General features: G+C 57.9%; 22 protein-coding genes. 21 read left to right on the forward strand and 1 reads right to left on the reverse strand.

Features of this window, described 5'->3' with window-relative positions; genetic code table 11:
• Position 1 precedes the first annotated feature (1 nt).
• From L2731_RS15725 to L2731_RS15810, 18 genes are all read left to right on the forward strand, one after another.
• Positions 2–250: an acyl carrier protein gene (locus L2731_RS15725; RefSeq protein WP_011867307.1), complete on the forward strand. Its 249-nt coding sequence runs from the start codon at positions 2–4 to the stop codon at positions 248–250.
• Positions 250–798 carry a COG4648 family protein gene (locus L2731_RS15730; protein ID WP_249254400.1) on the forward strand — a complete coding sequence of 183 codons (549 nt, stop codon included), beginning with the start codon at positions 250–252 and terminating at the stop codon, positions 796–798. The genes L2731_RS15725 and L2731_RS15730 overlap by 1 nt, the downstream gene beginning before the upstream one ends.
• A complete protein-coding gene (locus L2731_RS15735; protein WP_249254411.1) occupies positions 795–2,156 on the forward strand; it encodes an AMP-binding protein in 1,362 nt (453 codons plus the stop codon). Before L2731_RS15730 ends, L2731_RS15735 begins: the two co-directional genes overlap by 4 nt.
• Positions 2,149–2,520 carry an ApeI family dehydratase gene (locus tag L2731_RS15740; protein WP_249254413.1) on the forward strand — a complete coding sequence of 124 codons (372 nt, stop codon included), beginning with the start codon at positions 2,149–2,151 and terminating at the stop codon, positions 2,518–2,520. The genes L2731_RS15735 and L2731_RS15740 overlap by 8 nt, the downstream gene beginning before the upstream one ends.
• Entirely contained in the window at positions 2,520–4,238 is a 1,719-nt protein-coding gene (locus L2731_RS15745) for a glycosyltransferase family 2 protein (protein ID WP_249254415.1), read from the forward strand. Before L2731_RS15740 ends, L2731_RS15745 begins: the two co-directional genes overlap by 1 nt.
• Complete coding sequence (locus L2731_RS15750) at positions 4,239–5,801, forward strand: HAL/PAL/TAL family ammonia-lyase (protein ID WP_249254425.1); 1,563 nt, start codon at positions 4,239–4,241, stop codon at positions 5,799–5,801.
• Between the two features lie 10 nt (positions 5,802–5,811).
• The gene (locus tag L2731_RS15755) at positions 5,812–6,249 is read left to right on the forward strand and encodes an acyl-CoA thioesterase (RefSeq protein WP_249254428.1); all 438 of its coding nucleotides are present in this window, start codon (positions 5,812–5,814) and stop codon (positions 6,247–6,249) included.
• Positions 6,246–6,989, forward strand: coding sequence for a LolA family protein (locus L2731_RS15760; RefSeq protein ID WP_249254440.1), 744 nt, complete (start codon positions 6,246–6,248; stop codon positions 6,987–6,989). Before L2731_RS15755 ends, L2731_RS15760 begins: the two co-directional genes overlap by 4 nt.
• Positions 6,986–9,520 (forward strand): MMPL family transporter, encoded by a 2,535-nt coding sequence (locus L2731_RS15765; protein WP_249254451.1) that lies wholly within the window; start codon positions 6,986–6,988, stop codon positions 9,518–9,520. The genes L2731_RS15760 and L2731_RS15765 overlap by 4 nt, the downstream gene beginning before the upstream one ends.
• Entirely contained in the window at positions 9,517–10,806 is a 1,290-nt protein-coding gene (locus L2731_RS15770) for an NAD(P)/FAD-dependent oxidoreductase (RefSeq protein ID WP_249254453.1), read from the forward strand. The genes L2731_RS15765 and L2731_RS15770 overlap by 4 nt, the downstream gene beginning before the upstream one ends.
• Positions 10,797–11,369: a DUF3261 domain-containing protein gene (locus L2731_RS15775; protein ID WP_249254454.1), complete on the forward strand. Its 573-nt coding sequence runs from the start codon at positions 10,797–10,799 to the stop codon at positions 11,367–11,369. Before L2731_RS15770 ends, L2731_RS15775 begins: the two co-directional genes overlap by 10 nt.
• Positions 11,370–11,401: 32 nt before the next feature.
• Positions 11,402–12,592, forward strand: a complete 1,191-nt coding sequence (locus L2731_RS15780; protein WP_249254455.1) for a beta-ketoacyl-[acyl-carrier-protein] synthase family protein — start codon at positions 11,402–11,404, stop codon at positions 12,590–12,592.
• Positions 12,592–13,134, forward strand: a complete 543-nt coding sequence (locus tag L2731_RS15785) for a hotdog family protein (RefSeq protein ID WP_415837078.1) — start codon at positions 12,592–12,594, stop codon at positions 13,132–13,134. The genes L2731_RS15780 and L2731_RS15785 overlap by 1 nt, the downstream gene beginning before the upstream one ends.
• Positions 13,131–13,856: a 3-ketoacyl-ACP reductase FabG2 gene (locus L2731_RS15790; protein ID WP_249254456.1), complete on the forward strand. Its 726-nt coding sequence runs from the start codon at positions 13,131–13,133 to the stop codon at positions 13,854–13,856. The genes L2731_RS15785 and L2731_RS15790 overlap by 4 nt, the downstream gene beginning before the upstream one ends.
• The gene (locus L2731_RS15795) at positions 13,856–15,097 is read left to right on the forward strand and encodes a beta-ketoacyl-ACP synthase (protein ID WP_249254457.1); all 1,242 of its coding nucleotides are present in this window, start codon (positions 13,856–13,858) and stop codon (positions 15,095–15,097) included. The genes L2731_RS15790 and L2731_RS15795 overlap by 1 nt, the downstream gene beginning before the upstream one ends.
• A 121-nt stretch (positions 15,098–15,218) precedes the next feature.
• Complete coding sequence (locus tag L2731_RS15800; protein WP_249254458.1) at positions 15,219–15,674, forward strand: GNAT family N-acetyltransferase; 456 nt, start codon at positions 15,219–15,221, stop codon at positions 15,672–15,674.
• Between the two features lie 121 nt (positions 15,675–15,795).
• The gene (locus tag L2731_RS15805) at positions 15,796–16,134 is read left to right on the forward strand and encodes a rhodanese-like domain-containing protein (protein WP_239853386.1); all 339 of its coding nucleotides are present in this window, start codon (positions 15,796–15,798) and stop codon (positions 16,132–16,134) included.
• Entirely contained in the window at positions 16,127–16,312 is a 186-nt protein-coding gene (locus L2731_RS15810) for a hypothetical protein (protein WP_249254459.1), read from the forward strand. Before L2731_RS15805 ends, L2731_RS15810 begins: the two co-directional genes overlap by 8 nt.
• Positions 16,313–16,410: 98 nt before the next feature.
• Here the strand turns inward: L2731_RS15810 and L2731_RS15815 are convergent, their stop codons facing one another.
• A complete protein-coding gene (locus tag L2731_RS15815; RefSeq protein WP_249254460.1) occupies positions 16,411–17,004 on the reverse strand; it encodes an FMN-dependent NADH-azoreductase in 594 nt (197 codons plus the stop codon).
• A 304-nt stretch (positions 17,005–17,308) separates the two neighbouring features.
• Here L2731_RS15815 and L2731_RS15820 point away from each other — a divergent pair, with 304 nt between their 5' ends.
• The 3 genes from L2731_RS15820 (at position 17,309) to mtr (ending at position 22,568) form a co-directional block, all read left to right on the forward strand.
• On the forward strand, positions 17,309–18,682 hold the full coding sequence (locus tag L2731_RS15820) for a DUF4397 domain-containing protein (protein WP_249254461.1): 1,374 nt from the start codon (positions 17,309–17,311) through the stop codon (positions 18,680–18,682).
• A gap of 206 nt (positions 18,683–18,888) precedes the next feature.
• A complete protein-coding gene (gene plsB / locus L2731_RS15825) occupies positions 18,889–21,312 on the forward strand; it encodes a glycerol-3-phosphate 1-O-acyltransferase PlsB (protein ID WP_249254462.1) in 2,424 nt (807 codons plus the stop codon).
• Positions 21,312–22,568, forward strand: coding sequence for a tryptophan permease (gene mtr, locus L2731_RS15830; protein ID WP_239853390.1), 1,257 nt, complete (start codon positions 21,312–21,314; stop codon positions 22,566–22,568). The genes plsB and mtr overlap by 1 nt, the downstream gene beginning before the upstream one ends.
• Positions 22,569–22,606 lie beyond the last annotated feature (38 nt).

The raw sequence follows: 22,606 nt of genomic DNA on the forward strand, positions 1-22,606 counted from the left end.
CATGCAAAATCGTGAGCAAATTCTTCAGATGCTGACTCAGATCCTAGTGGATGAGTTTGAAATTGATGCCGACGACATCACCCCAGAGGCGTCGCTGTATCAAGAGCTGGATCTCGACAGCATAGATGCGGTGGATCTGGTGATTAAGCTACAGCAACTCACGGGCAAGAAGATCCAGCCCGACGAGTTTAAAGCCGTACGTACCGTCGATGACGTGGTAACGGCCATCGAAGGCCTAGTGAAGCAGTAATGCGCCTGTTCCTGCAACTAGTCACCGGCCTAGTCGTACTGGGATATCCCCTAGCCGTCTACTTCGGCCTGAACTATTTGCCGCCGGGCGTAATAGCCCTCGCCCTGTGCAGCATACTGCTGCTGAGGCTGGCACTACAGAGGCAACAGATAAGGTCTATGATGCTGCCCATAGTCGTGGGCATCTTCCTGACTGCAGGCAGCTACTTGGCGAAACAGAATGCCTGGCTGCTCTACTATCCCGTGGTGATCAACCTGAGCATGTTGGCGCTGTTTGCCTACTCGCTCAAACATGGTCCCACCATGATAGAGCGTCTCGCCAAGTTAAAGGAGCCGGATCTCCCCGATGAGGCGATCCCATACCTGCGTAAGGTCACCCAGATCTGGTGTGGACTGTTTATCTTCAACGGTAGCATGGCACTCTACACCGCCAGCGCCACTAGCCTGGCGACCTGGACCCTCTATAATGGATTTATCGCCTATCTGCTGATCGGTGCGCTGCTCGGCGGAGAATGGTTATATCGCACCTTCTGGTTGAAAAAGTCATGACAGCCCTACTCAAACATTGGCTCAAGCATGGGCCGGCGAGCCAGCAGCTTATCAGCTTCAATCACCACGATATCCTGACGGGTGAGGCCTTTACCGCCCAGGTGGCCGCCATCTTCGAGGCCCTGAGCCAACATGAGGCGAAGCGCTGGTTATTGGCCTGCGACAGCAGCGACCTGTTTGCGGTGGGCCTTTGCGCCGGCCTGCTGGCGGGCAAGCAGCTTATCCTGCCCGCCAACACCCAGGGCGGCACCCTGAGCGAGCTCACCCATGAGTTCGATGCCGTACTGGCAGACCGTCCTCTGTGCGAGGCCAAAGACTATGTCGCCCTGCATAAGGATCTTAAACATCCTGGGCCCTGGCCGACCAGCCAGACCTTTGGCGAGCTCATTCTCTACACCTCTGGCTCCAGTGGTCAGCCCAAGGCGATCACTAAGACGCTGGATCAGCTCGATGCCGAGGTGACGGTGCTGGAACAGACCTTTGCCAATCACCTGCCCCAATGCAGCGTGATCGCCACCGTCTCCCATCAGCACATCTACGGCCTGCTGTTTAAGGTACTCTGGCCCCTAGCCGCCAGCCGCCCCTTCCTCAGCGATCTGGTGGAGTACCCCGAGACCCTGACCTATTACGCCAACCTGTTCCCTAACCTCTGCCTGATCAGCAGCCCGGCGCAGCTGTCGCGTCTGCCCGATGCCCTGGAGCATCAGCCGCAGCTGCGCGCGCCCAGCCTGATCTTCAGCTCTGGCGGCCCGCTGAGCCTTGAGGCCGCCAATGCCATCGCCCACTGCTATGGCAAGCCGCCCATCGAGGTCTTTGGCAGCACGGAAACCGGTGGCATCGCCTATCGTCGTCAGCAAGACAATCAGCAGAGCTGGCGCGCCTTTGCCACCCACGAGATCAAGCAAGATCCCCAGGATGGTGCGCTCTGGCTCAAATCCCCCTACCTGGAAAGCCAAGACTGGCTCAGGTGTGACGACAAGATACAGCTTATCGCCCCCGGCGAGTTTGTGTTGCAGGGACGACTGGACCGCATCGTCAAGATTGAGGAGAAGCGCCTTTCGCTGGTACAGATGGAGGCATTGCTGGAGAGCCATCCCTTGGTGGATCAGGCCGCGCTCGTGGTACTGGAGCAACCTAGGGTAAGCCTGGGCGCCGCCATCAGCCTATCTGCCGAGGGCAAAACATTGTTGGCCCAGGAAGGCAAGTTAGCGGTCAACAACGCCCTCAAACAGCATCTGTTGAGTCAGTTCGAGCGAGTCACCCTGCCCAGACGCTGGCGTTATCCTGTCGAGCTGCCACTCAACACCCAGGGCAAGCGTATCCACAAGGATCTGTTGGAGTTGTTTACACATGATTAAGTCAAACCTCCCCCCCATCTTGGCCAAGCGCAGCCTGGAAGATGGTGTCGAATGGCAACTGCGCATCGATGCCGACCTGCCCTATTTCGAGGGGCATTTTCCCGAGCAGGCGGTGCTTCCCGGCGTGACCCAACTGGATTGGGCGGTGCAGCTGGGCGCCAGCGAATTTGGCTATGCGCCCCAGGTGCAGAGCCTAGAGGTGCTCAAGTTTCAACAGCTGATCCTGCCCGGCAGCGAGGTGCAACTGAAGATCAGCCTCAATCGCGCCAAACATAAGCTCACCTTCGCCTACTATCAGGGCGAACAGCGCTTCGGCTCGGGCCGCATCTGCCTGACGCCGAGCGATACTGAGGAGAGAGGCTGATGCAGCTGGCATTAGTCATCCCCAACTACAACCATCGCCAGGCGATCAAGGCTACCCTTGCACGCCTGGAGCCCTTGGGACTGACCTGTTATCTAGTCAACGACGGCAGCGACGACGAGACCCGTCACCTGCTGTGCCAGCTGGCGGCGCAGCACGACTGGGTGCGACTGCTGCATCATCCCTTCAACCGGGGCAAGGGCGCGGCGGTGATGACTGGCCTCAGGGCCGCCTATGCCGATGGTTTTAGCCATGCGCTGCAGGTGGATGCCGACGGTCAGCACGACCTCGACGATATTCCTAAGATGATAGAGACGGCTAAGGCTCAGCCCCAGGCGCTGATCTCAGGCCTGCCGCAATACGATGAGTCTGTGCCCAAGGGACGCCTCTATGGCCGTTACCTCACCCACTTCTGGGTCTGGGTCGAGACCCTAAGCCTGGATATTCGAGACTCCATGTGCGGTTTTCGCATCTACCCCCTTGCCGCCACCGAGCAGCTGTTTCTCACCGAGCCACTAGGCGAGCGCATGGATTTCGATATCGAGGTCCTGGTCAAACTCTATTGGCAGGGCGTCGAGGTCAGACACCAGCCGACGCGGGTGATCTACCCAGAAGATGGCACCAGCCACTTCCAGGGCTTCAAAGACAATGTGCGCATCTCCGCCATGCACAGCAAGCTCTTCTTCGGCATGTTAAGACGCATGCCACAGCTACTGCGTCACAAGCGCAGCCGCCCCAAGGCGGTGAAGCACTGGTCTCGGATGGGCGAGCGCGGCAGCTACTGGGGCATCAAGCTGTTGGCCACCAGTTATAAGCTGGGCGGTCACTGGCTATGCCGCGCCATCATGTATCCGGTGATCTGCTACTTCTTCGCCACGGGCCGCACGGCTCGCCAGGCCAGCCAGACTTTCCTGCGTCAGGTGCAGCGACTCGAACCCAAGCATCCGGATCTCCAGGACGAGATAAACTGGCGCCACAGCCTCAAGCACTTCATCGCCTTCGGCAATGCGGCACTGGATCGCATCGACGCCTGGTGCGATCGCATCAAACTCAGCCAGGTCGACTTTCCCGACCGCGAGGTGCTCGCCAAGCCGCTGGCACAGGGCCAGGGCGCCGTGCTGCTGGTCTCCCACCTAGGTAACCTGGAGCTTTGCCGCGCCATCTCGATTCACCAGCGCAAGGTGAAAGTCAATGTGATGGTGCTGACCCAGAACGCAGAGAACTTCAACCGGGTACTCAAACAGCTCAACCCCAATAGCGCGCTGAACCTGATTCAGGTGACCGAACTGGGCCCCAGCACCTCTATGTTGCTGCAGCAGAAGATAGAGCAGGGGGAACTCGTGGTGATCGCCGGCGATCGCACCTCCACCAGCAGCGAGGGGCGGGTACTGTACGCCCCCTTCATGGGTAAGGAGGCGCCTTTCCCACAAGGCCCCTTCATCCTCGCCAGCCTGCTGGATTGCCCGGTTTATTTGATGTTCTGCCTCAGAGAAAACGGCCGCTACCGCGTCCATGTAGAGCACTTTGCCGACACTCTCAAGGGACCGCGCGCCGGTCGCATGGAGAGGCTGCAGGAGGCGGTGAATAACTACGCCGAGCGCCTGGAACACTACGCCCGCCGCGCACCGCTGCAATGGTTTAACTTTTTCGATTTTTGGCGCAAGGACGATGAACTCCTGCGCGAGGCCAAGCCTCAAATGCCCAATAGGACAGAGAAATAGATGACACAGACGACTCAATCCCCCGCTTTAGACACCCTGGTCGAATTTGGCCAGCGTAACCTCAACCTAGAGGAGGTCGTTGCCATCGCCAAGGGCGCTAAGGCCAAGCTGAAAGAGAGCGCCGACTATCAGGAATATATCCAGAAAGGCGCCCGTTTCATCGACAGCCTGTTGGCCGAAGAGGGCGTTGTCTATGGCGTCACTACAGGCTATGGCGACTCCTGTACAGTCACCGTGGGACTGGATCTGGTCCACGAGCTGCCGCTGCATCTGTCGCGCTTTCACGGCTGCGGCATGGGTAATATACTCTCGGTCATGCAGGCCAGGGCCGTGATGGCGTGCCGCCTAAGCTCGCTGGCCGTGGGTAAGTCTGGAGTCAGCTATGAGCTGCTCAAGCGTATCGAGACCCTGCTTAACCTGGGCATCACCCCGGTGATCCCGGAAGAAGGCTCAGTGGGCGCCAGCGGCGATCTCACTCCTCTCTCCTATCTGGCCGCCGTGTTAGTGGGCGAGCGCGAGGTGATCTACCAAGGCGAGCGTCGCGCTACCGCAGAGGTATACAGTGAGCTAAACATCACGCCGCTGACCCTGCGTCCCAAGGAGGGCCTGGCACTGATGAACGGTACCGCAGTGATGACGGCGCTGGCCTGCCTGGCCTATGACAGGGCTCAATACCTGAACCGTCTGGCCAGTCGCATCACCGCCATGGCCTCGCTGACTCTCAAGGGTAACTCTAACCATTTCGACGATATCCTGTTTGCGGCCAAGCCACATCCTGGCCAAAATCAGGTAGCGGCCTGGATACGGGAAGACCTCAACCACCACGAGCATCCACGCAACTCGGATCGCCTGCAGGACAGATACTCGATCCGCTGCGCGCCGCACATCATAGGCGTGCTGCAAGATGCGCTGCCCTTCATGCGCCAGTTCATCGAGACCGAACTCAATAGCGCCAACGACAACCCTATCGTCGACGGCGAGGGTGAACACGTGCTCCACGGCGGCCACTTCTACGGTGGTCACATCGGCTTCGTGATGGACTCGATGAAAAACGCCATCGCCAATATCGCCGATCTTATCGATCGCCAGATGGCATTGGTAATGGACCCTAAATTTAACAACGGCCTGCCCGCCAACCTCTCGGGTGCTCAGGGCAGCCGCAAGGCGATCAACCACGGCTTCAAGGCGGTGCAGATAGGCGTATCGGCCTGGACCGCCGAAGCGCTGAAAAACACCATGCCTGCCAGCGTGTTCTCGCGCTCCACCGAGTGTCACAACCAGGACAAGGTGAGCATGGGCACCATAGCCGCCCGCGACTGTATGCGCGTGTTGCAGCTCACCGAACAGGTGGCCGCGGCTGCGCTGCTGGCCATGACCCAGGGCATTCACCTGCGCATCGCCCAAGGCGAGCTGTGTCATGCCTCGCTCACCAGCTCTGTGGCCAAGACACTCGATCAGGTCAGCGCCGACTTCGAACTGCTCACCGAAGACAGACCCCTAGAGACAGTACTTAGACAGACGGTCGACAAGATCCAGCAGGGTCTATGGGAAGTGTGTCACTAGGAGGCGCGAGATGAAGGCACTGCTCACCACAGAGATGGAGATGGTCATCCCCTTCCACGACGTCGACTCCATGGGGATCACTTGGCACGGTAACTATCTTAGATATTTCGAGATCGCCCGCTGTCAGCTGCTGGACGAAATAGACTATGGCTATCGCAAGATGCAGGCCTCCGGCTATGCCTGGCCCATTATCGATCTGCAGATAAAATATGTGCAGGCCAGCACCTTCGAGCAGAGGGTCAAAGTAATAGCCAGCCTAGTGGAGTGGGAGAACCGTCTCAAGATCACCTATCAGGTACGCGACGCCGACACCAACCAGCGCCTGACCAAGGGTTATACTGTTCAGGCGGCGGTCGAGATGGACACCAAGGAGCTCTGCCTGGTCACCCCTGACTGCTTTAGAGACAAGATAGCTCACCTGCTGCCAGACGCGGAGTTAAAGGCATGATGGCGCATCGGCTCATCCGCGCGGCTAAGGCAGGTCTCTGCCGGCTAATGTTTTGCCTCAGCCTAGTGATTTCCCTGAGCTTAGCTAGCTTCGTAACTCATGCCGATCAATCAACCGATTATGAGGCTCTTTTTAAAGCGTCAGCAGACAATGCGGCCCTATCCAAGCTGGTGACCCGCCTGGGCGGCGGTGAGTCGGCAAGGGGCGAATTTACCCAGTCCCGCTACCTCAAAGTGCTGAAGAAACCTCTGGTGAGCCATGGCGAGTTTCTCTATCAGGACAAGCTTGGCATCGCCTGGCTACAGACAGCGCCCTTCCCCTCTGGCCTGGTGCTGACGCAAAACACCCTGGTGCAGATAGACGCCGACGGTCACCGCCAAATCAGCCACGCCGATGAGAACCCTCAGGCCGGGGCCATGGCGCAGATGATGCCCAACCTGATGAGCGCCCTGCTCAGTGGCGACCTCGCCCCACTGGAGGCGCAATTTACCCTGCACCTGATACAGCAAGCCGACTGCTGGCAGCTCGGCCTCGAGCCCATAGACCCGCTGATCAAGCAGGCGATGCCGCGTATCGTGCTCAAAGGCGGCGAACAGCTTGAGTCCCTCAGCCTGTTGGATAGCCGCGGCGATCTCAGCGTGATCGAGTTTAACAGCCTAGCGCAGCGACCACTGACTGCAGATGAGTTAGCCTACTTCAGGCTCGACTCAGAACCTCGCCCCGCGACAGAGGCGAGATGATCCTCAGACTCAGCGACTGCCTAGGTCGTCTCTCAGCCAATACCCGCCTCCTTATCTGGGTGGCGCTGCTGGCCGCCATGACGCTGTTGGCCGTCCAGGCCCTGAGTCGCGGCGCCACTGTGCAGAGCGACATCCTGGCCATGCTTCCCAAGATCCAGGAAGATCCCCTGACACAGAGGGCGATAGACAGGGTCGAGCAGCAGCTGGCCAATCGTATCTATCTTGGCGTCGTCAGCCCAGATCAGGCCAGCGCCGTCTCCGGGGCTAAGGCTTTACTCGCCTCGCTGCAGGCCGCACCCGAGGCCTTTACCCAGGTTCAAAGCGCTGACATGCAGGGCGCACAGGCCCTCAACCGCTTCTATTTTCCCTATCGCTTTCACCTGCTTACCGCGCAGCAGAGAGCCCTGTTAGAGAGTGGACAATTAGCCAAGTTAGAGGCTAATACGCTAGCTCAACTCTACAATGCCTTCGGCTACGCCAACAGCCAGTTGCTGAGCCAGGACCCCCTGCTACTCTACCCAGAGCTGCTGAAACAGCTCTCGCCCCAGCGTCGCCTCAAGGTTGTCGACGGCATTCTGGTCGGCCAGGAAGCGACACCAGGTCCAGATGGGCAAAAGCGCAGTGTTGCCATCGTCATGGCCCAGGGAGTCGGCAGCGCCTTCAACCCTAAGGCGCAGGAACTTCAGCTCGCCCGGCTTGAAGAGTCAATAGCCCAGATGCAGCAAAACCTCGGGACAGAACAAAACGTGAACGTGCTACGCGGCGGCGCCCTGTTTCATGCCGCGGCGGCAACAACACAGGCGAAGAGAGAGGTCTCCAGCCTGGGGCTCGCCTCGCTGGTCGGCGTTATCTTGCTGGTATGGCTTGCATTTCGCTCTATCATGCCGCTCACCATAGCTGCCCTGACCATAGCCACCAGCCTGCTGTTTGCCCTGGGCGCGACCCTGTGGATCTTCACCCAGGTTCATCTGCTCACCCTGGTATTCGGCACCAGCCTGATCGGCATCGCCATCGACTACAGCTTTCACTTCTACTGCGAGCGGCTGCAGGCACAGAAAGATGATGCAAGTGAAAGCACTAATGGCGAGACCAATAGTGCGGCTAATACCGCCACTTATACCGCGACTTCGGCCGTCGCCCGGGTCTTTCCGGCGGCCAGCCTGGCGCTGCTGACCACTGTCATCGCCTACCTGGCCATAGGCTTAACGCCGTTTCCCGGCATGCAGCAGGTCGCGGTATTTTGTGCCGCCGGCCTCCTGGGCGCCTATCTGACGCTGATCTTCGCCTATCCTAAGCTTGCCAACAGCGCCATGACGCCGGGCGAGCGCGCACTAGGCTTAGCGGCGCGTTACCTCAATGCCATGCAGATCATCGCGCGGCCCATTAATGGGGCCAAAGGAATAGCACTCGCCCTCAGCCTGCTGCTTGTGACCGTGATGGGCCTGAATAGGCTTGAGGTGAACGATGATATTCGCGCCCTGCAGCAGAGCCCTCTGAGCGTCACCCAGAGTGAGGAAAGGCTGCGCCAGGTGATGAGTGGCGGCACAGATAACCAATTTATCCTGGTAAGAGCCGACACCCCGGAGGCGCTGCTGACACGGCTTGAGGCACTTACGCCGACGCTCAACTCACTGCAACACCAGGGCATGCTGGGTAACTCAGTTAATCTGGCCCGCTACCTGCCCAGTCAGACAAGCCAGCAAGAGGCCTATCGCCTACAAGGGCAGATCTACCAAGAGCTGCCCCAGGTGTTAGCGCGTCTAGGGCTGGACAGCGAGCTAGCGCCCGCCTTGATGGCGAGCTTCGAGGCCAGCGCCACAGAGACCATCACCCCTGCCAATTTCTTCGCCGATAAGGCGGGCGAGCTGTTCGCGCCGCTATGGTTGGCACCCGAGTTGTCGTCCAAGTTGTCACCCGAGCTATCACATGGGCTATCGCGTGGAACTGATGCTCAAACCCAGATAAAGAGATCTGATTCAGATGCCTACGGCGCTATTGTCTTATTGGGTGGCATCAAAAACCTCGGCACCTTGACCCAGGCAATCAGCTCATTAAGTGGCGTGACCCTGGTCGACAAGGTACAGGATATCTCGGATGTGATGGCCAAGTATCGCAGCACGACCCTAAGCCTGTTGGGCCTGGCACTTGTGGTCGCAGGGCTTATCTTCTCGCTGCGCTTCGGCCTCAAGATGGCCCTATGGATAACGGCAGTCCCCGCCTTGGCGGCACTGCTCACCCTGGCAGGCCTGGGATTAGCCGGCTCACCACTCACCCTGTTTCATGCTCTGGCACTGATCTTGGTGTTCGGCATAGGCGTCGACTACAGCCTGTTTTTCGCCGAGAGCCATAGAGGCGAAGGCGTGATGATGGCGGTATTCATGTCCGCCTGCTCGACCCTGATGGCCTTCGGCCTACTGGCCTTCAGCCAGACGCCGGCCATCCATTATTTCGGCCTGACATTACTCCTGGGGATAGGGCTCACCTTCTTGCTCTCCCCCTTTATTCACACATTAACAAGGATTGATAAGTGACCCCATTCGCGCAAACAGCCGCTCAGACGGACCATTATGATGTGATAGTGATAGGTGCCGGTCCCTCGGGGAGTGTCGCCGCCAGCTTGCTGCATCAACAGGGTAAGCGTGTTTTAGTCATAGAGAAGCAGCACTTCCCACGCTTCTCTATCGGCGAGAGCCTTCTCCCCTGCTGTATGCAGGTGATTGAGGAGGCCAATATGCTCGAGGCCGTCAATCAGGCGGGGTATCAATTCAAGAATGGCGCTGCGTTCAACGCCAATGGACGCTCGACCTACTTCGACTTTACCGACAAGTTCACCCCTGGGCCGGGTACCACCTTTCAGGTCGAACGTGGCGACTTCGACAAGCTGCTGGCCGACACGGCCGAGAGCCAGGGTGTCGAGATCCGTTATGGCCAGCATGTCGACGCGGTCGATCTGAGCCAACAACCCAGGCTCACCATCAGCGACGAGCAGGGACAAAGCTATACGCTGAGCGCCGACTACCTGCTGGACGCCAGCGGCTTCGGTAGGGTACTCCCCAGGCTGCTGGACCTTGAGCGTCCCTCTAACCTGCCCAGCCGCACCGCGATATTTACCCATATCCAGGACAATATCGACAGCGTCGACATGGGCGACTATCAGTTCGATCGCAACAAGATCCTGATCAGCGTTCACCCGGATAACCGCGACATCTGGTACTGGCTGATCCCCTTCAGCAACGGTCGCTGCTCGCTGGGTGTGGTGGGCGAGCCTCACCTGCTGGGCGAAAATGCCGATCTAGAGGCCACAAATCTCGAGACCACAGTTCTCGAGGCCACACTGATGCGCCTGGTGCGGGAAGAACCACGTCTCAAGCAGCTGCTCAGTCGCGCCGAGATAGTACGCCCACCCGCCAAGCTCGAGGGCTACTCGGCCAATGTCAGCACCCTGGCTAACGATAAATTTGCCCTGCTGGGCAACGCCGGCGAGTTTCTCGACCCAGTGTTCTCCTCTGGCGTGACTATTGCGATGCAATCAGCCTCGTTTGCAGCTAAATGTGTCGTGAGACAACTCAATGGTCAGGCGGTCGACTGGCAGGCGGAGTATGCCCAGCCGCTGATGCGCGGCGTCGATACCTTCAGAACCTATGTGCAGGCCTGGTATGATGGCCGCTTCCAGGACGTGATCTTCTATCAGGATCCTAACCCTAAGATTAAACAGATGATCTGTTCTATCCTGGCGGGCTACGCCTGGGACGAGAGCAACCCGTTTGTCGCCGAGTCTGAGCGTCGCCTCAACATGGTGGTCGAGCTATGCCGTTAAGGGCGAGTCTCTTCATCTGCATGACGCTCATGCTGAGTGCCTGCGCCCAAAAGCTAGACAGGCACACCTGTATGGCCCTGGCAGAGGGAGTCGACTATTGTCTGGCCCCCCTGCCAGCATCGGCGCCGGTCAGTCAGAGTCAGCTGGTGAAACTCAAGGTGAAACAGTCCAGGCATCAGCTGCTCAGCCAGCTGGATCTGACACCAGACTCACTTACCTTAGTGGGGCTGGCACCACTGGGCCAGCCACTGTTTACCCTCACCTATGACGGCCAGCAACTCACCAGCGAGCAGAGCGTCTTATTGGGGGAGCAATTTAAGGCCGAGTATCTCCTTGGGCTGTTGCAATTGATATACTGGCAGCCAGAGGATGTAAATCGCCATTTACAGGGGGCGACACTGACCGATCACGCCTGTGATGCAGCCTATTGCAGAAGATTATATGCTAGCGATGGCGAGACCATAATGGATATCCGCTATAGCCAAGCACAGCCCTGGGCAGCCGAGGTAACGCTGGAGTTTCATCAGGCACAACTGACGCTGAACATCCAGCCGCTAGAGTAAACAAGCGCTTAATAGCCATAAGAACGGACACTATGACAAAGATAGCTATCACCCACCTAGGATTGTGTACCCCGCTGGGAGACGATCCCCACACAGTCTTGCGCCACCTGCTCGATGGCGATACCCAGGGCATGCGGTGGCGTGACGACCTAATCCCCGACAGCCGGGTACTCGTGGGCATGGTCACCACAGAGTTGCCAGAGATAGCGCCTGACCTACAGAGATTCGACTGTCGTAACAACCAGTTGCTACAGCGCGCCGCGGAGCAGATCGCCCCCACGGTAGAGGCTGCCAAGACCCAATATGGTGCCGATCGTATCGGCATCGTATTGGGCACCAGCACCTCGGGCATCGCCAGGGGCGAGAAGGCGTTGGCCTACCGCGCCGAGCATGGTGTATTGCCCGCCGATTACCTCTATTCCAAGCAGGAGCTGGGTAACAGCTGCGACTTTCTACAGCATTATTTCGAGCTCTCAGGACCATGCTACACGGTTTCTACCGCCTGCTCCTCCAGCGCCAAGGTATTCGCCAGCGCCAAACGCCTGCTAGAAACCAACGTCTGCGACATGGTGATCGTCGGCGGCGCCGACAGCCTGTGTAAGTTGACCCTGAACGGCTTTCACTCGCTGGAATCTGTCTCCAAGACCCACTGCCAACCCTTTAGCCGTAATCGCGATGGCATCAATATCGGCGAGGGCGCCGCACTGTTTACCCTCACCCTAGGCGAGGCCGAATGGCTGCTGGCAGGCGTGGGCGAATCCAGCGATGCCCACCATATATCATCGCCCCATCCCGAGGGAGAGGGCGCAGTGGCGGCCATAGAGATGGCCCTCAAGGACGCAGAGATAGCGCCATCTCAGGTGGGCTACATCAACCTTCACGGTACGGCGACCATGAAAAACGATGCCATGGAGAGCCGCGCCCTGCTTAAGGTATTTGGCGACCAACTGCCGCCGGTAAGCTCTACCAAGCCGCTGACAGGCCATGCCCTCGGCGCTGCCGGTGCCCTGGAGGCGGCCTTCAGCCTGCTGCTCTTGTCAGCGTTAAATCAACACCAGGGGCTCCCCCCTCAGGTGGGCGACGGGCTGTGGGATGACGACAATCCGGCGCTGCCCTTCGTATCACAGGGGCAGACTCAAGCGCTCGACTATGTGATGAGTAACTCCTTCGCCTTTGGCGGCAGCAATGCCAGCGTCATCTTCAGCAAAGGAGCCAAGGGCTAATGTCTACACCACTAACACCAGAATCTGAGTCACAGCCAATGTCACAGCTAAATACTCCCCTGGCAGAGATCCCGCTGGACACTGTGTTGCCCCATCGCGCACCGATGATCTTGATCGACAAGCTGCTCGAGCAGGCACCAGATACCCTGCTGACCGAGGTGAACATAAGCACTGAAAGTGCCTATTTCGATGATGCCAGCCAGTCTGTACCCAACTATGTGGGCATAGAATATATGGCCCAGAGCATCGCCGCACTCGCAGGCCTGGAGGCCAGTGCCAGGGGCGAGCCTATTCGTGTCGGCTTCCTGCTCGGCACGCGCAAATTAACATTCGCGATCCCCGCCTATCGACTCGGTGAACGTTACCAGACCCGGGTCAGCCGCCTCTATCAGGAAGATAACGGTTTGGCGGTGTTTGATTGTAAAATATTCCACAACAATCAACTTGTGGCTGAGGCTAATGTCAATGTATTTCAGCCTCAGGACACCCAGGCCTATATCTTGGAGAGCCAGGCGGGTAAAGAAGAAGAGAAAGCAAGATGAACAAACGTGTATTGATCACAGGTGCCAGTCGCGGCATAGGCAAGGCCATCGCCCTCAAGCTGGCCGGGGCAGGCTATGATATCGCCCTGCATTTCCACAGCAATCAGGCGGCGGCCGATGCGACTCAGGTCGAACTCGAGGCGCTCGGCGCCAAGGTGAGCCGACTGCAGTTCGACGTGGCCGATCGCACCGGAGTCAAGGCTGCCATCGAGGCCGATATCGCCGCACACGGCGCCTACTACGGCGTGGTGCTGAACGCCGGGATCACCCGGGATACCGCCTTCCCCGCCATGAGCGACGAGGAATGGGACGGGGTGATCCATACCAACCTGGATGGTTTCTACAACGTTATCCATCCCTGCACCATGCCAATGATTCAGTCACGCCAAGGCGGACGCATCATCACCATGGCCTCGGTCTCCGGTATCGCGGGTAACCGTGGTCAGGTCAACTACAGCGCCTCCAAGGCCGGCATCATAGGCGCCACCAAGGCCCTGAGCCTGGAGCTGGCCAAGCGTAAGATCACCGTTAACTGCATCGCCCCAGGCCTTATCGAAACCGATATGGTGAGCGAATTCCCTCAGGAGATGGTCAAGGAGCTGGTCCCCATGCGTCGCATGGGCAAGGCCTCGGAGATCGCCGGACTGGCCAACTTCCTCATGTCTGAGGATGCGGCCTATATCACCCGTCAGGTGATCTCGGTAAACGGTGGCATGATCTGATGAATAACAAGACTCGACGCGTAGTGATCACCGGCGCTGGCGGCGTCACCGCCCTGGGCCACGACTGGCCCAGCATCGCCCAGCGCCTGCAGACGATGCAAAACTGCGTGCAGCGCATGGATGAATGGGATAGGTTCGACGGTCTCAACACCCGCCTAGCTGCGCCTGTCACAGATTTTGAAAAACCGGCCCACTATTCACGCAAGAAGATACGCTCCATGGGGCGAGTCTCTGTCATGGCGGCCTGGGCCAGCGAAAAGGCCCTGATGGATGCCGGCCTGCTAAACGCTCCCCTGGTGACTTCCGGCGCCATGGGCATCGCCTACGGCTCCTCAACAGGGAGTACGGATCCCATCATCGCCTTCGGCGACATGCTCAAAGAGGGCGACATGTCGGGGGTCACGGCCACCAGCTATATCCGTATGATGGCCCACACCACGGCAGTCAACGTCGGCGTCTTCTTCGGCCTCAAGGGCCGGGTGCACACCACCAGCAGCGCCTGTACCTCGGGCAGTCAGGGCATAGGCTACGCCTATGAGGCGATCAAATATGGTCAGCAGGATCTCATGCTGGCGGGCGGCGCCGAGGAGCTCTGTCCCACGGAGGCCGTGGTATTCGATACCCTGTTTGCCACCAGCACCAAGAATGACACCCCAAGCGAGACGCCGAGCCCCTTCGATCGTGACAGAGATGGCCTGGTGATCGGAGAAGGTGCCTGCACCCTGGTGCTGGAAGAGCTGGAACACGCCAAGGCGCGCGGCGCCAAGATCTACGCCGAGCTAGTCGGCTTCGGCACTAATTCCGATGGTCTGCATGTCACTCAGCCTAACGCCGAGACCATGGAGGTGGCGATCCGCCTGGCCCTAAAGGATGCCAACCTAGACGCAGACAAGATAGGCTATGTCAACGCCCATGGCACCGCCACGGATCGCGGCGACATCGCCGAGACCCAGGCCACTCAAGCGGTCTTTGGCGAGCAGATGCCCATCTCCTCCCTCAAGAGCTACACAGGCCATACCCTGGGCGCATGCGGGGCTTTAGAGGCCTGGGTCAGCATTGAGATGATGAATGCCGGCTGGTTTGCCCCCACCCTCAACCTCAAGAATGTCGATCCTGCCTGTGGTCAACTGGACTACATCAAGGATGAGGTTCGTCAGCTCACTACAGACTACGTGATGAGCAACAACTTCGCCTTTGGCGGCATCAACACCTCACTGATCTTCAAGCGCTGGCACGACTAAGGCCCCCAAACCTGGCCGCCGCGAAATGACCGCCACTTGGCAATCCCCCCGTGGCGGTCAACATCTGCTGGCACAGGCTTTGCTGAGGCTCTGAGTCCTTAATTAGAAGATGGAGCTTAAGATGCAATTTGTGCTCGGTGTCGTCAGCCACGCCAGCGTCGTCAAGATGCTAGAACAACACCTGGAAGATATGTATGCCACCTCGCCGCCAGAGAGTGTGCACGCGTTAGATTTAAGCGAATTAAAACAAGACGATATTAGATTTTGGACCCTATGGGAGGCCGATAGACTCTGCGGCTGCGGCGCCATCAAGCGCCTCTCGCCCGAGCATGGCGAACTCAAGTCGATGCGGGTCGCCAACTACTATCGCCAACGTGGCATAGGTGCGCGGATCTTGCACCATCTTCAGGCAGATGCCGCCCAAAATGGGATGACGCGCCTTAGCCTGGAGACCGGTAGCATGAGCTTCTTTCTCCCGGCCCGGCGCCTGTACCAGAAGTTTGGCTTCTTGGAGTGTGCCCCCTTCGGCCGCTACCAGGATGATCCCAACAGCGTCTTCATGACCAAGCGGCTCTGACATAACACTGGTTTGCACATAGCTGGCACTTGATTTGCGCTTAACTTGCACTCGGGAATCAATTAGAATGATCTTATTGAAGTAAATCTTATAGACTCGATTCTAATTGTAGGGGCAAACCATGTTTCAATCACTCTTAGCCAAGCTCTCTGGCAGCCATCCTGCCGAGCAATGCTGGCAACTGATCGAACAGGGCGTACAGGTCATCGATGTGCGCTCTCCCCAAGAATATGCCGGTGGTCACCTGCCAAATGCGCTCAACGTGCCGCTGGATCAACTGGCCCAGTGGCTGACTCAACACAGCGATAAACAGACACCTTTCGTGCTCTACTGCGGCGCGGGGATCCGTGCCCAGAAAGGCTGCGACATCCTCAGAGCCAATGGGTTCAATTGCGCCATCAATGGCGGCTCCCTCAAAGATCTGCTCTGTTATCAGCCACAAGGCGTCGCCAATGGCTAACACCAAAACTCGACCTGAAACCGAGCAGCCTATTCTTCAGGCCAAACACTCGGCTCCAGAAACGCCCAGGCCCAGGTACAGCTTTAGCGCCAATCGTACTCAAGGACGCCACAGGGTTCGCTATGTGGAAACAAGTCAGCAGAGTGACGAGTGCACCCTGTGCGAGTTGGCGCAATAGTCGTTAGCAGGTAAAAAAAGGCGCTCACCGATGTGAGCGCCTCAACCTAGAGATGGTTTAAATGTGGTCGACAATGAAAACTGTTAACAGGCAGTGCCTTAAGCTACCAGCTGCTCTATGCTCTGCTTGGCCTCACTGATCCCCTGCTCATTCGCCTCGGGACCCATGTTGAGGGCTTCGCCATAAACGGTTTCTACCTCATCGATACCGATGAAACCAAGCACTGTCTTGAGGTAAGGCACCACGTGATCGCTCGCGCCATTCTTGTGCACGCCGCCACGAGTGGTCACCAAGACCGCGCGCTTGCCTTCTACCAGGCCTTTAGGGCCGTTCTCTGTGTAAGTGAAGGTCACGCCAGCACGGGCGACCAGATCGATCCAGTTTTTCAGCTGAGTTGGGATGCTGAAGTTATACATAGGGGCGGCAATCACGAGTGTGTCATGGGCCTTCAACTCGGCCACCAGCTCGTCAGACAGTGCCAGCACCTCTTGTTGACGCGCCGTCAGCTCATCACCTCCATGTAGCCCCATGGCGATCTCGCCATCGAGTACCGGCAGTGGCTGCGCCGCCAGATCCCTTACCGTCACCTCGGCGCCCTGACCCTGCCAGTGTTGCTGCAGGTGGTCGATCAGCTTAGCCGATTGTGAATAATCCCCTAAGATACTTGATTTCAATACCAGTACTTTTGCCATAATCTGCTCCAATTCAAATCTCTGTTACAACCAATTGAGGTCAGTTTATCCGGCATTTAAACGAAAGATAAGCGCATAAAATACGCAAAAACGTTCTAAATAAACGAAAGGTAGGCACTTAAAAAGTGCTAGCCCTCGGATCAGGTAGCGATCGCTACAGGCGACAGAAAATATAATCCACTGATTAATAAAGAGTTACCATCAGACTCAAAGAGCAAGTCTCTCGTATTAGGCTGTCGTTATGATCCCTTGGGCTTCTCTGTGCGTAACGCAATGGAACTCAACCCTCGTTAAGGAGAAGCTGATGAATAAGATCTATCCGGCGCTCATGCTAGGCGCCATGCTGGGTATCACAGCCTGTGACAGTGATGATTCAGATGAGGTAATCAACATGGCGCCCGCGCCTGTCGCCGAAGCCCATGTTCGTGTCATTCACGCAGGCATCGACGCCCCCAAGGTCAACGTGATGGCCAACGATACCCAGCTCCTGGGTGATGTCGACTACGGCATATCGAGTGGTTTCTTAACCGTCCCTGCTGGCCTGTATGACATAGATGTCGATGCGCAAATAGCCGACGGTTCTTTACTCGAAGTACTCAGCGCCGACCTAGATCTATCCGCCGACATGGAATATACGGCCGTCGCCCTTGGTAAGGTTAGCGACGATACATTGCAACTTAAGCTCGTGGCCAATGCCAGTGCAGATATCGCCGCAGGTTATGCCCGCGTTCAGGTATTGCACGGTGCATCTGACGTAGGCCTGGTCGATGTGTATGTCACCGCACCCGGCGCTGATATCAGCAATACTGCCCCCACACTCTCGGCTAACTACCTAGATGCCAGCACCCAGCTGGAAGTCCCCGCCAGTGACTATCAGATCCGTATCACAGCATCGGGACAGAAGACTTCCGTCTTCGACTCGGGCACTGTGCCCCTGATGGCCGATACTGACTATTTCATCACCGCAATTGCCAATGCCTGGAGCGGGGACGCTCCCGTTGCCTTGTTGGTGGCCCTGGCTGACCAGCAGGCACTGCTGCTCGATAAGATGAGTGGCAGCGATGTGCGGATGATTCATGCGGTCGCAGACGCACCTGCGGTCGATCTCTTTCTCGATGGTGCCAATACGCCGGCTGTCGACATGCTGAGTTTTGCCGCGCTAACCGACTATCTTAATGTCGCCGATGGCGCCCATACGGTAACCGTCGCAGCCGATGCGGATAATAGCGTGGTGGTTATCGATGAGGCCGCCCTTAGCCTGGATCAGGGACAGAGTTACAGCGTCTTGGCAACAGGCTCCCTGGCCGACATGGATATCAAGCCTTGGGTGATCATGGAAGACAGTCGCCGCGTCGCGACGGAGGCTAAGATCAACATTGCCCATGCCAGTTATTCCGCAGGTAATGTGGATATTTATCTCACCCAGGATGCCGATATCTCGTCCGCTACACCCGCCTTGAGCGATGTTCCCTTCATGGCGGCATCGGGCAGCTTATCGGTGGCCCCAGGAAACTATGTCGTCAGTGTCACCCCTACCGGGAGCAAGACGGTTGTCATAGGTCCACTCGATATTAATCTCGCCGCAGGTGGCATCTATGGCGTGGCCGCCGTCGATGCAGTGGGCGGCGGCACTCCACTTGGCGTGATCCTCACGGATGATTTTGTCAACGCTATGTAGTTTAGCGATTTGCTCTCGCGACTAAGACCAATACTATTACCAAGACCAAGCCAAGCGCCCTTTTTAGGGCGCTTTTTACGGCTTATCCGCACCAACTAGATCGCCTCCACCGCTGATGTCGCATCCAAGCAGACAAATTAGGGATTCATCTTCCTTTTCTGGTATTCTATGACGTTATTAAACATGACTCCTATGCATAAAGAATAATGTCCAAACAAGACTCTCTTTGGTTTAAATCCTTACGTTGGATCCAGAAGAAACTCGTGCACACCATAGTAGTGCCTCAGGATCCCTTTGCCGATCTCAACCTGGATTCAGACAGACCCCTGGTCTATGTGATGAAGACAGAATCGATCAGTGACATCGCCGCCCTAAGCGAGGTGACTGAGCGACTCGGCCTGCCCAGCCCCTATCAGAGCCTGGATGTCGAGGGCGAGTCTGCCCCGCGAGTGGTCTGCGTCGAAGGCGCCAAGCCCTTGTTTGGCCAGCGCGAAGGCAACGAGTTTTACCTCGACAGCTTCTCGCGCCTGCTGAGCGCCCACAAGAAACATCCTGAGCTGGATATTCAGCTGGTGCCGGTCAGCCTCTACTGGGGGCGCACCCCTGGCAAGGAAGATGACACCATGAAGGCCGCGGTGCTGGAGCGAGAGAACCCCACCTGGCTGCGTAAATGCCTGATGATCCTCTTCCTCGGCCGTCACAACTTTGTGCAGTTTTCCAATGCCATGTCGCTGCGCTACATGGCCGACGAGCATGGTACCGACAAGCGCATCGCCCAAAAGCTGGCGCGCGTGGCCAGGGTACACTTCAGCCGTCAACGTAAGGTGATGACTGGCCCCGTACTGCCTAACCGCCAGAACCTGTTCCACGCCCTGCTAAAATCCGAATCGATGAAGAAGGCGATTCTGGAAGAGGCCCAAAGCAAGAAGATCTCCGAGGCCAAGGCCCGCGAGACCGCCATGGAATATCTCGATGAGATCGCCGCCGACTACTCGGACAGCCTGGTACGTATCGCCGAGCGTTTCCTCACCTGGCTGTGGAACAAGCTCTACAAGGGGATCAACATCAAGGGCGCCGAGCAGATCCGTCAGCTGCACCACGACGGCCACGAGATCGTCTACGTGCCTTGTCATCGTAGCCACATGGACTACCTGCTGCTCTCTTATATCCTCTACTATCAGGGCATGGTACCGCCGCATATTGCCGCCGGTATCAACCTCAACTTCTGGCCCGCCGGCCCCATGTTCCGCCGCGGTGGTGCCTTCTTTATTCGTCGCAGCTTCCGCGGCAACAAGCTCTATACCGCGGTATTCCGTGAGTACCTGGATCAGCTCTTTGCCAAGGGCTATTCGGTCGAGTACTTCACCGAGGGCGGCCGCTCCCGCACGGGTCGCCTGCTGGCACCTAAGACAGGGATGATCGCCATGACGCTGAACAGCGTGCTGCGTGGCGTCGAGCGCCCGGTCACCCTGGTGCCCGTCTACCTGGGATACGACCATGTGATGGAGGTGGCCACCTACCACAAGGAGCTGAGCGGTAAGAAGAAACAGAAAGAGTCTGTCTGGCAGGTGTTTGGTGCCATTCGCAAGCTGGGCAACTTCGGCCAGGGCTATGTTAACTTCGGCGAGCCGATCACCCTGCATACCTACCTCAACGAGCAGGTACCCGAATGGCGCGAGGAGCTAGCCCAGGATCCCGAGCAGAAGCCAAGCTGGCTGACCCCAGTGGTTAACACTTTGGCCAATCGCGTCATGACCCGCATCAACGATGCCGCCGCCGTCAGCTCGATCACCCTGACCAGCCTAGTGCTGCTTGCCTCTGAGCAGAATGCTCTGCAACGCAGTCAGCTGGAGAAGCAGCTGGATCTCTACCTGTCGCTGCTCAAGAGCGTGCCCTACACAGGCTTCACCTCTGTGGTCGAAGGCGACGGCGCCAAGCTGATCACCCAGGGACTGGAGCTGAAGAAGCTCAAGCTGGACAGCGACCCGCTGGGTGACATCATCTCCATCGATGAAGACCTGGCGGTTGCCATGACCTACTATCGCAACAACATCATCCACCTGTTGGTGATCCCATCCTTGATCGCCAGCTGCCTGACGCAGCAGGACCACTGCACCAGAGAAGAGATCATCGCCACGGTGAAAGATTTCTACCCGCTGCTACAGGCCGAGCTATTTATGGGGATCGATAACCTCGAGACCTATGTGAACCAGCTTCTGGATCAGCTACTGGCGGAAGATCTTATCGGCGAAGACAAGCATTTCAGCGTCAAGCCTGAGGGCCTTAATCAGCTGTTGCTGCTGGCCGGCACCATCAGCGAGACCATGCAGCGCTACGCCATCATCTTCAACCTGCTGGCGGCTTCGCCTAAGATTGAGCGTTCGGAACTGGAGAGCGACAGCCATCAGCTGGCTCAGCGTCTCGGGGCACTGCACGGCATCACGGCACCAGAGTTCTACGACAAGAAGCTCTACGGCACCCTGAGCGTCAAGCTCAAGGAGCTGGGCTACCTGGCCGATGACAGCCACGGCGAGGATGTTCAGCGTATCCGCAGCCGGGCCAACAGCCTGTTGCGTACATCGGTCAGACAAACCATAGTCGACAGCGTCGCCGCGGAGCATCAAGCCTAATGGCCAATCATATGAACGCGGCCAAGCATAAGGTCTCGGATAAGTCGCTGCTGGGCGGCGCCATGATCATCGCCGGTACGGCCGTAGGCGCGGGCATGTTCTCGCTGCCTGTGGTCGGCGCCGGAATGTGGTTTAGCTATTCACTGCTCATGATGCTGGGCGTCTGGTTCTGCATGCTGGTCTCAGGCCTGCTGCTACTGGAAACTAACCTGCACTACGAGCCCGGCGCCAGCTTCGATACCCTCACCCGGGATACCCTGGGTAACTTCTGGCGTATCGTCAACGGCCTATCAATCGCCTTCGTGCTCTATATTCTGGCCTATGCCTATATCAGTGGCGGCGGCTCTATCGTCAACCACAGCCTGAGCAGCCTAGGTGTCGAGCTGCCCCAGAGTCTCGCAGGTCTGGTATTTGCGGTGGGTCTGGCGATCATCGTCTTCATCAGCACCAAGGCGGTGGATCGCATCACCACCATAATGCTGGGGGGAATGATCATCACCTTCTTCCTCGCCATTGGGAATCTGCTTATCGAGGTGGAGCCCGCCAAGCTGTTTGTGCCCGACGGTGAAGCCAGCTATCTGCCCTATATGCTGGCCGCCATCCCTTTCGGTCTGGTGAGTTTCGGCTATCACGGCAACGTCCCCAGCCTGGTGAAATACTATGGCAAGGACCCAGGCACTATCGTCAAGGCGATCACCCTGGGCACCCTCATCGCCTTCGTGATCTATCTGTGCTGGCTGGTCGCGACCATGGGCAACATCAGCCGCAGCGGCTTCGTCGAGGTGATTGCTCAGGGCGGTAACATGGGCGTGTTGGTGGCGGCGCTGTCGGATGTGATGGCCAGCGACTGGTTAACGACTATGCTGACCCTGTTTGCCAACCTGGCGGTAGCCTCCTCCTTTCTGGGAGTGACTCTTGGGCTGTTCGACTATCTCGCCGACCTATTTGGCTTCGATGAGTCCCGCAGCGGCCGCCTCAAGACGGCGGCGGTAACCTTTTTGCCGCCGACGCTATTAGGCCTGCTGTTCCCTAATGGTTTTTTGATCGCCATCGGCTTTGCCGCGCTTGCCGCCACGATTTGGGCCGCCATAGTGCCGGCCCTGATGGCCTATCGCGCTAGGCAGATGTTCCCTGACAGCCAGAGTTTCAGGGTGCCAGGCGGGACTGTGGTTATCGCCATAGTGATCTTCTACGGCCTGCTCACTGCGGCCTGCCACCTGTTGGCCATGGCCGAGCTGCTGCCGGTATACGGTTAGCCCAGATGCCCTGTACAAGTCCCAAAAAAGGCGCTCAT

Origin of the sequence: Shewanella aquimarina, from assembly GCF_023349185.1 — a bacterium.
GTDB lineage: Bacteria > Pseudomonadota > Gammaproteobacteria > Enterobacterales > Shewanellaceae > Shewanella > Shewanella aquimarina.

Bases quoted from the DNA above. Each gene is read 5' to 3' on its own strand.
- L2731_RS15725 (WP_011867307.1), top strand. From the start codon at position 2: ATGCAAAATCGTGAGCAAATTCTTCAGATGCTGACTCAGATCCTAGTG.
- L2731_RS15730 (WP_249254400.1), top strand. From the start codon at position 250: ATGCGCCTGTTCCTGCAACTAGTCACCGGCCTAGTCGTACTGGGATAT.
- L2731_RS15735 (WP_249254411.1), top strand. From the start codon at position 795: ATGACAGCCCTACTCAAACATTGGCTCAAGCATGGGCCGGCGAGCCAG.
- L2731_RS15740 (WP_249254413.1), top strand. From the start codon at position 2,149: ATGATTAAGTCAAACCTCCCCCCCATCTTGGCCAAGCGCAGCCTGGAA.
- L2731_RS15745 (WP_249254415.1), top strand. From the start codon at position 2,520: ATGCAGCTGGCATTAGTCATCCCCAACTACAACCATCGCCAGGCGATC.
- L2731_RS15750 (WP_249254425.1), top strand. From the start codon at position 4,239: ATGACACAGACGACTCAATCCCCCGCTTTAGACACCCTGGTCGAATTT.
- L2731_RS15755 (WP_249254428.1), top strand. From the start codon at position 5,812: ATGAAGGCACTGCTCACCACAGAGATGGAGATGGTCATCCCCTTCCAC.
- L2731_RS15760 (WP_249254440.1), top strand. From the start codon at position 6,246: ATGATGGCGCATCGGCTCATCCGCGCGGCTAAGGCAGGTCTCTGCCGG.
- L2731_RS15765 (WP_249254451.1), top strand. From the start codon at position 6,986: ATGATCCTCAGACTCAGCGACTGCCTAGGTCGTCTCTCAGCCAATACC.
- L2731_RS15775 (WP_249254454.1), top strand. From the start codon at position 10,797: ATGCCGTTAAGGGCGAGTCTCTTCATCTGCATGACGCTCATGCTGAGT.
- L2731_RS15780 (WP_249254455.1), top strand. From the start codon at position 11,402: ATGACAAAGATAGCTATCACCCACCTAGGATTGTGTACCCCGCTGGGA.
- L2731_RS15785 (WP_415837078.1), top strand. From the start codon at position 12,592: ATGTCTACACCACTAACACCAGAATCTGAGTCACAGCCAATGTCACAG.
- L2731_RS15790 (WP_249254456.1), top strand. From the start codon at position 13,131: ATGAACAAACGTGTATTGATCACAGGTGCCAGTCGCGGCATAGGCAAG.
- L2731_RS15795 (WP_249254457.1), top strand. From the start codon at position 13,856: ATGAATAACAAGACTCGACGCGTAGTGATCACCGGCGCTGGCGGCGTC.
- L2731_RS15800 (WP_249254458.1), top strand. From the start codon at position 15,219: ATGCAATTTGTGCTCGGTGTCGTCAGCCACGCCAGCGTCGTCAAGATG.
- L2731_RS15805 (WP_239853386.1), top strand. From the start codon at position 15,796: ATGTTTCAATCACTCTTAGCCAAGCTCTCTGGCAGCCATCCTGCCGAG.
- L2731_RS15810 (WP_249254459.1), top strand. From the start codon at position 16,127: ATGGCTAACACCAAAACTCGACCTGAAACCGAGCAGCCTATTCTTCAG.
- L2731_RS15815 (WP_249254460.1), bottom strand. From the start codon at position 17,004: ATGGCAAAAGTACTGGTATTGAAATCAAGTATCTTAGGGGATTATTCA.
- L2731_RS15820 (WP_249254461.1), top strand. From the start codon at position 17,309: ATGAATAAGATCTATCCGGCGCTCATGCTAGGCGCCATGCTGGGTATC.
- plsB (WP_249254462.1), top strand. From the start codon at position 18,889: ATGTCCAAACAAGACTCTCTTTGGTTTAAATCCTTACGTTGGATCCAG.
- mtr (WP_239853390.1), top strand. From the start codon at position 21,312: ATGGCCAATCATATGAACGCGGCCAAGCATAAGGTCTCGGATAAGTCG.